14 protein-coding genes are annotated in these 13,993 nt (G+C 64.3%); 7 read left to right on the top strand and 7 right to left on the bottom strand.

Features of this window, described 5'->3' with window-relative positions; all coding sequences use genetic code 11:
• Window positions 1-26: 26 nt before the first annotated feature.
• Both GC148_RS06145 and glpX read left to right on the top strand, forming a co-directional pair.
• Window positions 27-1,310 (top strand): homoserine dehydrogenase, encoded by a 1,284-nt coding sequence (locus GC148_RS06145; protein WP_291069625.1) that lies wholly within the window; start codon window positions 27-29, stop codon window positions 1,308-1,310.
• A 52-nt stretch (window positions 1,311-1,362) separates the two neighbouring features.
• Window positions 1,363-2,316: a class II fructose-bisphosphatase gene (gene glpX, locus GC148_RS06140; RefSeq protein ID WP_291069623.1), complete on the top strand. Its 954-nt coding sequence runs from the start codon at window positions 1,363-1,365 to the stop codon at window positions 2,314-2,316.
• A gap of 72 nt (window positions 2,317-2,388) precedes the next feature.
• Here glpX and GC148_RS06135 read toward each other — a convergent pair whose 3' ends face one another.
• The 4 genes from GC148_RS06135 to GC148_RS06120 all read right to left on the bottom strand — a co-directional run bounded on the left by GC148_RS06135 (window position 2,389) and on the right by GC148_RS06120 (window position 5,983).
• On the bottom strand, window positions 2,389-2,841 hold the full coding sequence (locus tag GC148_RS06135) for a group III truncated hemoglobin (protein WP_291069621.1): 453 nt from the start codon (window positions 2,839-2,841) through the stop codon (window positions 2,389-2,391).
• 58 nt (window positions 2,842-2,899) lie between these two features.
• Window positions 2,900-3,988 carry a GNAT family N-acetyltransferase gene (locus GC148_RS06130; RefSeq protein ID WP_291069619.1) on the bottom strand — a complete coding sequence of 363 codons (1,089 nt, stop codon included), beginning with the start codon at window positions 3,986-3,988 and terminating at the stop codon, window positions 2,900-2,902.
• Window positions 3,985-4,644 (bottom strand): nicotinamide riboside transporter PnuC, encoded by a 660-nt coding sequence (gene pnuC / locus GC148_RS06125; protein WP_291069617.1) that lies wholly within the window; start codon window positions 4,642-4,644, stop codon window positions 3,985-3,987. Before pnuC ends, GC148_RS06130 begins: the two co-directional genes overlap by 4 nt.
• 121 nt (window positions 4,645-4,765) lie before the next feature.
• Window positions 4,766-5,983 (bottom strand): NADP-dependent isocitrate dehydrogenase, encoded by a 1,218-nt coding sequence (locus tag GC148_RS06120; RefSeq protein WP_291069616.1) that lies wholly within the window; start codon window positions 5,981-5,983, stop codon window positions 4,766-4,768.
• Between the two features lie 180 nt (window positions 5,984-6,163).
• Between GC148_RS06120 and GC148_RS06115 the strand changes: the two genes are divergently transcribed.
• Together GC148_RS06115 and GC148_RS06110 are read left to right on the top strand one after the other, a co-directional pair.
• Window positions 6,164-6,856, top strand: a complete 693-nt coding sequence (locus GC148_RS06115) for an STM3941 family protein (RefSeq protein ID WP_291069614.1) — start codon at window positions 6,164-6,166, stop codon at window positions 6,854-6,856.
• Entirely contained in the window at window positions 6,853-7,599 is a 747-nt protein-coding gene (locus tag GC148_RS06110; RefSeq protein WP_291069612.1) for a TrmH family RNA methyltransferase, read from the top strand. The genes GC148_RS06115 and GC148_RS06110 overlap by 4 nt, the downstream gene beginning before the upstream one ends.
• A gap of 127 nt (window positions 7,600-7,726) precedes the next feature.
• On the opposite strand, the gene GC148_RS06105 is transcribed toward GC148_RS06110, so the two are convergent.
• Complete coding sequence (locus tag GC148_RS06105) at window positions 7,727-8,980, bottom strand: cytochrome P450 (RefSeq protein WP_291069611.1); 1,254 nt, start codon at window positions 8,978-8,980, stop codon at window positions 7,727-7,729.
• Between the two features lie 72 nt (window positions 8,981-9,052).
• Complete coding sequence (locus tag GC148_RS06100; RefSeq protein ID WP_291069609.1) at window positions 9,053-9,889, bottom strand: TauD/TfdA family dioxygenase; 837 nt, start codon at window positions 9,887-9,889, stop codon at window positions 9,053-9,055.
• Between the two features lie 62 nt (window positions 9,890-9,951).
• Here GC148_RS06100 and GC148_RS06095 point away from each other — a divergent pair, with 62 nt between their 5' ends.
• The 3 genes from GC148_RS06095 to GC148_RS06085 are packed head-to-tail and all read left to right on the top strand — an operon-like array spanning window position 9,952 to window position 12,861.
• Complete coding sequence (locus tag GC148_RS06095; RefSeq protein ID WP_291069608.1) at window positions 9,952-11,262, top strand: replication-associated recombination protein A; 1,311 nt, start codon at window positions 9,952-9,954, stop codon at window positions 11,260-11,262.
• Window positions 11,255-12,133 carry an aminoglycoside phosphotransferase family protein gene (locus GC148_RS06090; RefSeq protein ID WP_291069606.1) on the top strand — a complete coding sequence of 293 codons (879 nt, stop codon included), beginning with the start codon at window positions 11,255-11,257 and terminating at the stop codon, window positions 12,131-12,133. The genes GC148_RS06095 and GC148_RS06090 overlap by 8 nt, the downstream gene beginning before the upstream one ends.
• The gene (locus GC148_RS06085) at window positions 12,130-12,861 is read left to right on the top strand and encodes an RluA family pseudouridine synthase (RefSeq protein ID WP_291069604.1); all 732 of its coding nucleotides are present in this window, start codon (window positions 12,130-12,132) and stop codon (window positions 12,859-12,861) included. The genes GC148_RS06090 and GC148_RS06085 overlap by 4 nt, the downstream gene beginning before the upstream one ends.
• On the opposite strand, the gene GC148_RS06080 is transcribed toward GC148_RS06085, so the two are convergent.
• The gene (locus GC148_RS06080) at window positions 12,846-13,850 is read right to left on the bottom strand and encodes an NAD-dependent epimerase/dehydratase family protein (protein ID WP_291069603.1); all 1,005 of its coding nucleotides are present in this window, start codon (window positions 13,848-13,850) and stop codon (window positions 12,846-12,848) included. The genes GC148_RS06085 and GC148_RS06080 overlap by 16 nt on opposite strands.
• Between the last annotated feature and the right edge of the window lie 143 nt (window positions 13,851-13,993).

Here is a 13,993-nt window from a genome sequence, read left to right as displayed (position 1 = left end):
ATTGAACAGCGTACAAGGGGCGCCCCATGGGCCCGTTAAGGATTGGAATTGCAGGTCTCGGCCATGTCGGCGCGGGCCTGATCGAGCTGGTGCAGCGCCAGGACCGCCTTCGGCTGCCCGGGCAGGTCGAGATCGCCGGCGTCAGCGCCCGGTCGCAGAGCCGCAACCGCCCCGTCAGTACCGATGCCTACACCTGGTTCGATGACGCCGCCACGCTGGCCGAAGACCCGAATGTGGACGTGTTCGTGGAGCTGATCGGCGGCTCCGACGGTCCGGCCAAGTTCGCGGTCGAATCTGCCCTCAAGGCCGGCAAGCACGTCGTCACCGCCAACAAGGCCCTGATCGCCAAGCACGGCACCGCGCTTGCCGCGCTGGCCGCCGAGAAGCATGTGGACCTGTTGTTCGAAGCCGCCGTCGCGGGCGGCATCCCGGTCGTCCGTGTGCTGCGCGACAGCCTCGCCGGCGTCGAAGTCAACCGCGTCTCGGGCATCCTCAACGGCACCTGCAATTTCATCACCTCCACCATGCTGGATACCGGCCGCTCGTATGAAGACGTGCTCGCCGAAGCCCAGAAGCGCGGCTATGCCGAAGCCGACCCCACGCTCGACGTTTCCGGCATGGACGCTGCCCACAAGGCCGCCATCCTGTCGGCCATCGCGTTTTCGGCCGATCTCGATTTCTCCAAAGTCGCTGTCCGCGGCATCGAGGAGATCGGCCTGATGGACCTGCGCCTGGCCGACCGTCTCGGCTTCCGCATCAAGCTGATCGCCGAAGGCGTGCTCACCAAGGCCGGCGTCGTCTGCCGCGTCGAGCCGATGGCGCTGCCGATGGCCCACGCGCTCGCGCATGTCGATGGTTCGCTGAACGCGGTGCGCATCGAGGGCGACCCGCTCGGCGCCGTCGTGCTCACTGGCCCAGGCGCCGGGGCCGGCCCCACCGCCAGCGCCGTAATGGGCGATATCGCGAAACTCTTCCGCCCGGCCATCCGCAACGCCTTCGGCCGCGCCCAGCACCACGTCGCCCAGCCCTTCGTCACCGGCGATGACAGCGAGATCGCGCCGTTCTTCCTCCGTGTACGCCTCGCCGACAAGCCGGGCACGCTCGCCGCCCTGACCGAAGCGCTGGCGGAAGAGGGCGTCTCGGTCGACAAGCTGCTGCAGGATTCGGCCGATGAAAGCGGTGCCAGCCCGGTCGCGGTGGTCACCCATCGCTGCCCGCGCGCCCAGATGCAGGCTGCTGTTAACCGTATTGCGAAACTGTCGGTCTCAGTCGAGGACCCGCGCCTCATCCGGATCGAAGCGGCAAGCTAATTGCTTCTCTCAAAAGTTAACTGTCCCAATTTCCTCCCTTGGAGAAAAGAATATGAATAACAAGGATCTGACCCCCGGTCTCGCAGATGCGATGGTCCGCGTCACCGAACTGGCCGCCATCGCCGCCGCCAAGCTGGCCGGCCGGGGCGACGAGAAGAAGGCCGATGCCGCCGCGGTTGACGCGATGCGTTCCGCCTTCAACGAGGTCGAATTCCGCGGCCGCGTCGTGATCGGCGAGGGCGAACGCGATGAGGCCCCGATGCTCTACATCGGCGAGGAAGTCGGCACCGGGAAGGGCCCGGAAATCGATATCGCGCTCGATCCGCTGGAAGGCACCACGCTGACCGCGAAAGCCATGGCCAACGCGCTCGCCGTGCTCGCCATCGCCCCGCGCGGCGGCCTGCTGCACGCGCCGGACACCTACATGGACAAGATCGCCATCGGTCCGGGTTATCCGGAAGGCATCATCAGTCTCGACGAGAAGCCGGCCGACAATATCAAGGCGCTCGCCAAGGCCGCCAAACGCAAGGTCGAAGACATGACCGTCTGCGTGCTCGACCGCCCGCGCCATGAAGACATCATCGAGTCCCTGCGTTCGGCTGGCGCACGTATCGCACTGATCACTGACGGCGACGTCGCCGGCGTCATCGCCACCACCAATTCGCTCACCGGCATCGACATGTATGTCGGCTCCGGCGGCGCCCCGGAAGGCGTTCTCGCCGCCGCCGCCCTGAAATGCGTGGGCGGACAGATGTTCGGCCGCCTCGTGTTCCGCAATGATGACGAGAAGAAACGCGCCACCCGCGTCGGCATCACCGATTTCGGCAAGACCTACGCGCTGAACGAGCTCGCTTCCGGCGACACCGTGTTCTGCGCCACCGGAGTCACGAACGGCACCATGCTCAACGGCGTGCTCTACAAGGACGCCCGCGTCCACACGCACACGCTGGTCATGACGTCCACGGACGGTATGGTCCGCTACGTGCGCTCGGCCCGCAAGGTCTGATTTCCTGAAGTGACGCTAGCCCCTGATCCTGCCCGGCATGGAGCAGGTCAGGATGGGGCATCCCCCCACAATTCAACCGCGTGTCAGAGGCGGATCGAACACGGCATCGTCAAACAGCGCCAGCTGCACGCTGCGGCCGATGCGCTCGGCGCGTTCCATGAAGTAGATCACGGCGTTCGGCGTCTTCGCCGTGTCGATCAGGGTCTGGTGGAACAGCGCCAGCCAGATGTTGAAGTGCCAGTTCTGGATGTGCGTGTGCTTCTTGTGGGCGGGTACGGGCCGGCCGGAATAGCGCCCGGAATTCAGTGCCACGGACGACCAGAAATCCTTCATGCGGGCGAGGTGCGGATCCCAGTCGGTGATTGCCGCGCCAAACACCGGCCCCAGCACAGGATGCGCGCGCACGCGCGTGTAGAACGTGTCTACAAGCGCCCCGATGAACGCTTCGTCGATGCCCATCTCGGCAGCGCGTAGCAGGATGTCCTGACGCCGATCATCGGCGCTCCGCACACGGAATTCAGTCATTGAAGCTTCCTGCCAGCACTGAGGCCAGTGCGGTATAGGTAGTTTCCGAAAGATCCGGTCAAAGACAGCGGGCGAGTACGATATCGTCGTAAAGCCGCTCGCCCACCTGGAATTGCCGCGTGCCTGCCAATTCGAACCCGTGCTTGCGATAGAAGGCCACGGCGCGGTGATTGTCCTGATAGGTTCCGAGTAGCAAGCGCGGCGCGCCGCGCGTGCGGGCATCGCCCACGGCCGCCTCCATCAGCGCTCGCCCGGCGCCCGTGCCATGGAAGCGCGACAGGACATAGATACGCTTCAGCTCCACATCACCGGGTTCCAGCGCGATCGGCAGGTCCGGCGGCAGGTTCACGGCATAGCCGATCGGCGCGCCCGTCTCGGCCAGCTCTGCCAGCCAGACTGACACGTCCGGATCAGCCAGGTAATCCGCATACATCGTCTGCGAATGCTGGCGCGTGCAATGGGCGGCCATGTTCGCGCCGTCGACGATCTCGGTATAGCTCTCTATGAAGGTCGCGACGCCGATATGCGCCAGCCGTTCGGCATCGTCCGCTTCAGCCCGGCGGATCCGGATCGCGGGCGGGGCAGGCGCCTTCTTCAGCGCCAGCAGCGTATCGATAGCCGCAATCGCCTTCGGCAGGCGCGCTTCATAGGGGCCGGTGATCAACACATAGGGTGCGCCCGCTGCCTCGATCAGCTCCACGAACCGCGCATGCATCCAGTCGCGGATCTTTTCGCCGTCGCGCACGCCGTCCTGCACGAAGGGAACGTCCGGTGACGGAATGAGATAGAGGTCCACCTTGTCGCGCGCCCCAATGGCATCGACATCCGGGTGGCGCTTGCTGGCATAGCGCTCGAACCATGTGGCGGTGGCAAACGCATTCGTATCGCAGATCAGCACGCGGTTGGCCTCACGCACCGCGCCATTCTCCCGCCGCTGCTGCTCCTCGGCGATATGGATGAACTCATCATCCGTCCACGTCGGAATCTCGCCCGCCTTGTCCATCGCGGCGATCTTCTTTTCCCAATGCTCGCGGCCGTATTCGGCGACCCACACGGTGTCGTAATGCGCCGCCAGCTGCTCGCACAGCGTCGTCTTGCCAACCGACTCCGCGCCGATCAGGACCACCCGCAGCACGCGCGCGCTCACGGCGTCACCGCCTTGCGCCAAGCAAAGAGGCCCATGGTCGCGAGCCCAAGGAACACCGTATAGAGCAGAGCCGTAAGGTTAAGGTCGCGGGTGACATAAAGCGGGACATAAATAACGTCGGCGAGGATCCACAGGTGCCAGCATTCAAGCTTCTTGCGGCTTTGCAGCCATTGTGCCGCGAGGCTGATGGAGGCCGTCAGGCCGTCCCAGAATGGCGCCGAGCCGCCCACCTTGATCAGCACCCAGCGCAGCGCCAGCGTTGCGGCCGCAATCCCCAGAGCCGTCAGCACCATCTCCCGAACGGAGATCCGGCTGACCTTCAGTTCGGTGCGATCCTTGCCGCCGAACAGCCACAGATACCAGCCGACGAGGTTGAGGACGAAATAGATGACCTGCAGCCCGGCGTCCGCATACAGACGATAGTCGTAGAAGATCCAGGCATAGGCGGCCACGTTCAAGAGGCCGAGCGGGAAGTTCCAAATGTTCTGGCGCACCACCAGCCACACGCAAATTGCGCCGGTCACAAAGGCGGCCGCTTCGAGCGCGCTGGCCGTGCCGGTGTGCCACGCCGCATAGCCGATACCGGCCGTCACCAGTATCAGCAGGCCCGGCAGCAGCAGGGTAAAGGTGGGCCGTGCCGAGGCCTCGCTGTTCATATGGTCCCGCCTCCCCGCCGCTCATCCCGGCGCGCGCCGGGATCCAGTCCTTTCAAACGAATCCATGTTTGGTGCTGGACCCCGACGCGCCGGGGTGAGCGGAAGTTGAAGGCGGCCGCGATCAGGCCTGCGACATAGCCTTTTCGAAGTTCTGCGCAACCTTCTCGATGAAGCCTTCCGTGGTCAGATAACCCTGATCCGGGCCGACCAGCAGCGCGAGGTCCTTCGTCATGTAGCCGGCTTCCACCGTCTCCACGATGGTCTTCTCGAGCGTCTGGGCGAATTTGCGCACGTCCGGCGTCTCGTCCATGCGGCCGCGATGGTCGAGGCCTTGCGTCCAGGCGTAGATCGAGGCGATCGAGTTGGTCGAGGTGGCCTCGCCCTTCTGCCAGTTGCGGTAGTGGCGCGTCACGGTGCCGTGCGCGGCTTCGGCTTCCACGGTCTTACCATCGGGTGAGAGTAGCACGGACGTCATCAGGCCCAGCGAGCCATAGCCCTGCGCCACGGTGTCGGACTGCACGTCGCCATCATAGTTCTTGCACGCCCAGATATAGCCGCCGGACCATTTCATCGCGGCTGCCACCATGTCGTCGATCAGGCGGTGTTCGTAGGTGCCCTTGAAGGCTGCGAACTTGTCCTTGAACTCGGTGTCGAAGACTTCCTGGAAGATGTCCTTGAAGCGGCCGTCATAGGCCTTGAGGATCGTGTTCTTGGTCGACAGGTAGACCGGCCACTGACGCTGGAGGCCATAGTTGAAGCTGGCGCGGGCGAAGTCGCGGATCGACTCGTCGAGGTTGTACATGCCCATGGCGATGCCGGCGCCCGGGAAGTCGAACACTTCCTTCTCGATCACCTTGCCGTCCTTGCCTTCGAATTTCATCGTCAGCTTGCCGGCGCCCGGCACGACGAAATCGGTCGCCTTGTACTGGTCGCCAAACGCATGGCGGCCGATCACGACCGGCTTGGTCCAGCCCGGCACGAGGCGCGGGATGTTCGAGATCACGATCGGCTCGCGGAACACCACGCCGCCCAGGATGTTGCGGATCGTGCCGTTGGGGCTCTTCCACATCTTCTTGAGGCCGAATTCCTCCACGCGGGCTTCGTCCGGGGTGATCGTCGCGCATTTCACGGCTACGCCGTACTTCTTTGTGGCCTCAGCCGCGTCGATGGTGATCTGGTCGTCGGTTTCGTCGCGTTTCTGGATCGAAAGATCGTAATATTTCAGGTCGATATCGAGGTAGGGGTGGATCAGCTTGTCCTTGATGACCTGCCAGATGATGCGGGTCATTTCATCCCCGTCCATCTCCACAACCGGGTTTTTGACCTTGATCTTCGACATGTTCTGGAATCCTTGCGTTGTAACGGTTTGGCCCGCGCTATAGCAGATTGGTTACCCGCGTCAAAAAGGGCAAACGCGCGCAGGAACGGCCCCTGGCCGGGTTGCCTGCGCCGTCCCCGCCAGAGCCCGCTTGACCTCAGCCGCCACCCCCGGCCACAAGCGCAACTGGAGACCTCGCCTTTGGACCGTTTGACTGCCTTCTTCGTCGCCCTGATCGGCTGCCTGTTCACCGCCGGTGGCGCGTTCATCCTGACCCGGGCGGACACGCCGGACCAAATCGTCATGGGCTGGATGATCACGATGTTCTTCGGCGCCTGCGCGATGGTCGGTATCGCCATGTTGTTGCCCGCGCGGATGCCCAAGGCCGGACCGGACGGGCGTATCCTCATTGCGCCCTCGCGGCTGCGCGCCGCCATCTTCACGCTGGCCGGTCTCGCGTTCGCCTTTGCCGGCGGCGTCATCTTCCAGCAGGGCCTCGCCCACGGCTTCACGCTCAAGATGGCCATCGGCAGTCTCGGCGTGCCGTTCGGGCTGGTGACCGCCATCTTCAGTGGCCGTCAGGCACTCTCGCCGAAGCCAATATACATCCTTGACCCGCAGGGCGCCGAAAGCCTCCACGGCATCAAATGGCGCCTCGCTTGGGAAGATATCGCGGGTATCGGCCTCGCCGCCATACGTAACAACCGCTTCCTGGTGTTCGAAACGCGGCCCGATGTTCCCGACCCGCCAGGCCACCTGTCCAGCCTCAATCGCCGCTTCGGCCTGCCGCCCTACGCAATCAGCCCCGGCGCAAGCGGCATTGCGATCGAGCCGCTTGCCGAGCAGGTCTTCGCCTTCTGGGAAGCGCGCAACGGTCCGTCCGGCCAGCCATGACCGCGCCCGCCATCATCCTCCACACGCCCCAGCTTGGCGAGAACATCGGTGCGGCGGCCCGTGTGATGCGCAATTTCGGCCTGACCGACCTGCGCCTCGTCGCCCCGCGCGACGGCTGGCCGAACCCGGCTGCCGAGACCATGAGTGCAGGCGCCTTCGCGGCGGGCGTCAGCGTTTCGGTGCATGACGACCTGGCCGGCGCGCTCGCGGGGCTCACCTGGGTATCGGCCGCCACCGCCCGCCAGCGCGGCGTGGGCAAGCGCGTCACCGATGGTCCCGGCGCCGCCGCCGAAGCCGTCTCCCGCGCCGCTCGCGGCCTCGGCCGGGCCGGCATCCTCTTTGGCGGCGAAAAATCCGGCCTGCCCAACGAGGCCGTCGCCCTCGCCGACGAAGTGATGACCTATCCGGTCGATCCGGCGTTTTCCTCTCTGAACCTCGCCCAGGCGGTCGGCGTCTTCTGCGCCGCCTGGGGCCAGCTGCAGGACACGCATGTCAAACCGGCCAATACGGTCGATCCGCCCGCCAGCCGCGACGATCTCATCCGCATGTTCGAACATTTCGAAGACGAGCTGGACCGCGCCGGCTTCTTCTACCCGCCCGAAAAGACGCCGCTGATGAAGGACAACCTTCGCGCCGCCCTGATCCGCGCCGACTGGACACAGCAGGAAGTGCAAACCTTCCGCGGCGCCATCAAGGCCCTCGCCCTCGGCCGCGGCAAGGCCCGCATCCCCCGCCAGGACTGACGCCTCCCCGGCTCATTCCCAAGCCCAGTCCCGCTCATCACGGCGAAAGCCGGGATGAGCGGGATTCAGAACACATAGAAAAACAAAACCGGCCAGCTATCTCTGCGTCCGGATGCCCGCGCTGGCCTCAGCGCGGGTGCACGATCACGGGCACGTCCTCGTATCCGAGCACGAAGTTGGAGAGCACCCGCGTCGGCTCGCCGACCAGTTCGATCCGGTCAAAGCGCTTGAGGATTTCCTCCCAGAGCAGGCGCAGCTGCATCTCGGCCACGCGGTTGCCCATGCAGCGATGGATTCCGAAGCCGAAGGACAGGTGCCGGCGCGCATTCTCGCGGTCGATCTTGAACGCGTCCGGGTCTTCGATCACCGTATCGTCGCGGTTGCCGGAAGCGTACCACATCACCACCCGGTCGCCCTTGCGGATCTTGTGGCCCTGGAAGTCGACATCCTCCAGCGCGGTCCGGCGCATATGGGCCAGAGGTGTCTGCCAACGGATGATCTCGGACACCATGTTGGGCACAAGGTTCGGATTGGCCCGCAGCTTGTCATACTCGTCCGGAAACTGGTTCAGCGCGATCACACCGCCCGAGATGGAATTGCGGGTCGTGTCGTTTCCTCCGACGATCAGCAGCATCAGGTTGCCCATCAGCTCCATCGGATTGTTCACCATGTCCTTCGTTTCCGGATCATGCGCGAACAGCGAGATGAAATCGAACTTGCGCGGTTCGGCGGCGCGCTGGTGCCAGAGCTTGGTGAAGTAGGCTAGGCACTTCATCAACTCGGCTTCGCGGTGTTTCATGTCGACCTCGACGCCCACTGTTTCAGACGTCGTGGTGACATCAGACCAGTAGGGCAGAAGGTGACGATCCTCGAACGGAAAGTCGAACAGCGTTGCCAGCATCTGGGTCGTCAGTTCCTTGGAGACATGCTCCACCCAGTTGATCCGCTTCCCGGTCGGAAGGTCATCGAGGATATTGTTCACGCGTTGGCGGATCAGTGCCTCGATATCGCTCAGCTGGCTCGGCGCAACGGCCGGCTGGACCGCTTTGCGCTGCACGTCGTGGAGCGGCGGATCCTGCGCAATGAACATCGGCGTGTCAAAATCGGGCGGTGCATCACCGATGACGATACTGTTATAAGACGAAAACTGCCTGTGGTTCGAATCGATAGCTATGATGTCGTTGAACCGGGTGATCGACCAGAAGCCGCCGAACTGGCTTTCCGGACAGTAATGGATCGGCGCTTCCTGGCGCAGCCTGCGGAAATATTCTCCGTGGGCGTTCTGTTGGAAGATCGCCGCCTTCGACACATCAAACGTGTCGAGCGGCAAGCTCCAGGGGTCAGGCACGGAATGTGGCCAAGTTTGCAGTGTGTCTGCCATAGATTTTCCTCCCGGGCCCTCTTTCGGGGCCTCGGGAAAACCATACATCGAACCGGCGCAGGCGGAAACGCTTCAAGCGGCGCCGATTGTGGTGCGGTGCAGCAGACGGTCATGGCCGGCATAGCCGCCGGTCGCCATATGGAGGGTGCAGCGATTGTCCCACATCACCAGCATATCCGGCGACCATTTGTGCCGGTACTGGAATTCCGGCCGGGTCTGCCAGCGATACAGCTCGCCGATCAGCGCGGCGCTGTCATCGGGGGCCAGACCGTCGATGGCGACGATATAGCCGGCCGTTCCGAACAGCGATTTGCGTCCGGTTTCGGGGTGAACCCGGATCAGGTCGTGCAACTGGGTCGCTTCGGCGTCGTCCGAGGGGCGGATGTCCATCGACCGGCCCTTGTCGCCGGCGCCGTAGAAGCCGCTGGGCGCGTAGGCATTTCGGGCGGAATGAACCGCGCGCTTGCCTTCGATCCGTCTGCGAAGGTCGGTCGGCATCTGTTCCAGCGCCATGTACTGGTTGGTGAACAGCGTATCGCCCCCGACCGGCGGGATGGTGATGCCATAAAGGCAGGTGCCCTGCGGCGGTTTCGCCTGGAAGCTCCAGTCCGAATGCCAGCTTTCGGCAAAGATCGGCGCTGTTTCGTCCGCTTTCCGTTTCACCGCAATGATATGGGGATGGCCAGGGATCGGCGCGATGAACGGGTCTTCGCCGAACGGGCCGAAATTCAGTGTGTAGGCCTCCAGCTGGTCGTCGGTCAGCTTCTGGTCCGGAAAGGCCAGAACCTGATGCTCGAGCCAGGCCGCGCGGATCGCCGCGACGGTTGCCGCGTCCACGGGCCTCGAAAGGTCCACGCCGCGTACAGTTGCGCCGCACGCTTGCCCCGAAGAGGTGACTGTCAGGCTCATTATTTCCTCCCACTGTTTTTCCGGACCTTACCACAACGCCCGCGCTCGCCTAGAAAGTCGTCATGAGTGATCTTTTTGAATCCGCCGGCCTGTCAGGAGATGCGCCGCGCCCCCTGGCGGACCGGCTGCGGCCGAAAACCCTTCGGGAGGTGGTCGGGCAGGACCATCTGGTCGGCCCCAACGGCACGCTGTCGCGGATGCTGGCGTCGAAACGCCTCTCCTCGATCATCCTCTGGGGGCCGCCCGGCGTGGGCAAGACGACGATTGCCCGGCTTCTGGCGGCGGAGACCGATCTCGAATTCGAGGCGATCAGCGCGATCTTTTCCGGTGTGAAAGATCTGCGCGCGGCCTTCGACCGGGCCGAGGCACGCCGCAAGATGGGCAAGGGCACGCTTCTTTTCGTGGACGAGATCCACCGGTTCAACCGCGCCCAGCAGGACGGGTTCCTGCCTTTTGTCGAAAGCGGTGTGGTGACCCTGGTCGGCGCGACGACGGAGAATCCGAGCTTTGAGCTGAACGGCGCGCTTCTGTCGCGCTGCCAGGTGATGGTGCTGAAGCGGCTGGATGATGCTGGGCTGGAACTGCTGCTGACGCGCGCAGAGCAGGCCGAACGCCGCCGCCTGCCGGTGACGAAAGACGCGCGCCAGATGATCCTGAAGATGGCGGACGGGGATGGGCGTTATCTCCTGAACCTCGCCGAGAAGGCGTTCGCGATGATGGGCGAACCCGGACTTCTGTCCCCGGATGATCTGGCCAAGTCCCTGTCGAAGCGCGCCGCAGCCTATGACAAGGACCGGGAAGAGCATTACAATCTCATCTCGGCGCTACACAAATCCGTACGCGGATCGGATCCGGACGCTGCGCTTTACTGGTTTGCCCGGATGCTGGAAGGAGGCGAGGACCCGCTGTTCCTGGCGCGCCGCCTGATCCGTATGGCGAGCGAGGATATCGGCCTTGCCGACCCTACGGCGCTGATGATCGCAGGCGAGGCGGCGCGCACCTATGAGCGGCTCGGCAGCCCCGAGGGTGAGCTGGCGCTGGCACATTGCGTGATCCATCTGGCCACGGCGCCGAAATCGAACGCGGCCTATGTCGCTTACAAGGCGGCCCGCAAGGCGGCGGCGGAAACTGGCAGCTTGATGCCGCCGAAACACATCCTCAACGCGCCCACGACGATGATGAAGGATCAGGGCTGCAGCACCGGCTATCAATACGACCATGATGTCGAAGGCGGCGTGTCGGGTCAGGACTATTTCCCGGACGGCATAAAGCGCCCGGTCTTCTATGATCCCAAGGGGCAGGGCCGCGAAGCGCCGATTGCCGAAAAGCTGAAACAGATCGCTGCGCTGCGGAAATCACGCCGCAATGGATGACACCGCAGTGAAGCTGGACGAAGGACGCGCCGCGCGTCTGATCGCGGCGCGTTTTCCGGAGCTCGTCGGCGAGCCGGTGCACGCACCGACCGCGAAGGGAACCGACAATCATATCTTCCGTATCGGGAATGATCTCTGCGCCCGTTTTCCCAAGGTGGCCTGGGCGGCGGGCACGGCCCGGCGCGAGGCCGCCGCCTTGCCGCGATTTGCCGATGCGCCGCTGCCGGTTCCGGCCGTCTACGGTCTGGGCGAAGCGGACGGGGACTACCCGCACGCCTGGTCGGTGTTGAGCTGGCTGCCGGGCACGCCGCTTGAAGACAGCGCGCCGGGGGATACGATCACCTTCGCGCATCAGTTGGCGGAATTCTTCGGATTCGTGCGCAGCATCTCGCCCGACCCGGCTTTCCGCTTCAGCGCCGAGAACAATGGCCGCGGCGCGCCGCTTGCTGTGCGCACGCCCGCCTTCGAAGCCGCGCTCGCCCGGTTGCCGGAGCTGGACGCAGGCTTTGCCCAACGGCTCTGGGCCGACGCGCTGAAGGCGGAACACCCTGCAAGCGCCGTCTGGCTGCACGGCGATGTGCATCCGGGCAATCTTCTGGTGGAGGATGGCCGTCTCTGCGGCGTCATCGACTGGGGGCTGTGCGGCGTGGGCAACGGGGCGTGCGACCTGCTGACGGCCTGGGCGATGTTCGACCGGGATGCGCGTGATGTTTTCCGCGCGGCAATCGGCGCCAGCGAGGCAGAATGGATGCGAGGTGCAGGCTGGGCCTTGTCAATGGCGGTGATCTACCTGCCTTACGCCTATGAAAACGGTCTGCGCTCTGACATGTCGGAACGGATGATCGCCCGCTTGATGGAAGAGTTCGCATGACCCGCAATCGACCCGTGCCCACGATCTCGCCCGAAGAAGCGGCCCTCGTGTGCGCCATGGTGATCCATGAGGACAATTCGCTGATCGCGTTCAATAAGCCTTCGGGTCTCGCCGTGCAGGCCGGCAGCGGCGTGGCGCAATCGCTCGACACGCTGATGGCCGCCTTCGCAAAATCGAACGGCAAGCGGCCGCGTCTTGTGCACCGGCTGGACCAGGGCACGTCCGGTGTGATCGTCGCGGCGAAGACGCATCCTGTGGCCGCGATGCTGTCGGACGCCTTTGCCGGGCGCGATGTGCAGAAGACCTATCTCGCGCTGGTGAAAGGCTCGCTGCCGCCGGCCGAGCACGGCGTGGTGGATGCGGCGCTGGTGAAAGTGGAGGAAGGCGGCAAGGCCCGCATGATCCTCGCGCGGCCGGGCCGGAAAGGCGCGCAGGCCGCACGGACCGGTTGGCGCATACTGGCGCGCAATGGCGCGTTCGGCCTGATGGCGCTGTCGCCGGAAACTGGGCGGATGCACCAGATCCGGGTTCATCTGATGTCGCTCGGCTGCCCGATCCTCGGGGATGCGCTGTATGGGGAAGGGCCGGCGACCGCGCCGCGCCTGATGCTGCATGCCGCGAAGCTGGAATTGCCGCACCCGGAAGGAAAGGCGCTGACGCTGAGCGCGCCGGTGCCGGACGATTTCAGGGTGGCCGCCGAACAAGCGGGGCTTCAGGCCGGGTTGTAGTAGCTCTTGTACCAGTCGACGAACTTCGCGATGCCTTCGCGATAGTCCGTATTCGGCGTATATCCGGTGAGCGCCTTGAGGAGGCGCACATCGGCATAGGTCTGTTGGACATCACCCGGCTGCATGCCAAGCATGTTCTTGACCGCCGTGCGGCCGATCGAGTCCTCGATGGCTTCGATATAGTCCATCAGGCGCACCGGCGCGGCATGGCCGATATTGACGAGGCGGTAGGGCGCAACCGGGGAGAGCGAGTCGCCGCGGATCATGTGGTTGCCCTGCTGGGGCGGTACATCCATCAGACGGCGGATCGATTCCACGAGATCGTCGATATAGGTGAAGTCGCGCAGCAGGTCGCCATTGTTGAACACGTCGATGGGCTGGCCTTTGAAGATCTTGTCGGTGAACAGGAAGAAAGCCATGTCCGGGCGGCCCCACGGGCCATAGACGCTGAAGAACCGCAGCGCCGTCGTCGGCACGCCGTAGAGGTGGGAATGACTGTGGGCGATGAGTTCGGCGGCCAGCTTGGTGGCGGCGTAGATTGTCAGCGGGTAAGGCGCGGAGTCGCGTTCCTCGAAGGGGAATTTCTGGTTTGCGCCGTAGGCGGAGCTTGTGGACGCGAGAATCAGGTGGCGCGCCTTGTGGCGGCGGGCGAGGTCGATGATGTTGAACGAGCCGACCACGTTCGCGTCGATATACTCGCGCGGATGGTCGAGGCTGTAGCGCACGCCGGCCTGGGCGGCGAAGTGCAGGATCACGTCCGGCCGCACACGGTCGAACACACGTTCCATCGTCTCGTTATCCTCGACGCGGGAGCGGGCGAGCCGGAAATTCGGGAAGGCGGCGAGGCGCGCGGCCCGGTCTTCCTTCAGCTTCACATCATAATACGGCGTGAAGCAGTCGATACCCGTCACCGAATGGCCTTCGCGCAGCAGCCGAAGGGCGATCTCGCTTCCGATAAAGCCGGCCGCGCCGGTAACGATTATGTTCATGTTCGCCTTCTTGACCCGAGCGGCGGGGCTAAACGATCTGCTTCGCCTTCACAAGCGGTGCGACTGCAGCACAAGACGACGGAAGTGCGTGTCCGTCAACGAAACGGCCCGCCAGCAGGGCTGACGGGCCGCATTCAGTCAGG

This window comes from Hyphomonas sp., assembly GCF_016125515.1.
GTDB lineage: Bacteria > Pseudomonadota > Alphaproteobacteria > Caulobacterales > Hyphomonadaceae > Hyphomonas.
The sequence above is the reverse complement of the archived record's forward strand: the minus strand, read 5'-3'. Positions and strand labels throughout refer to the sequence as shown.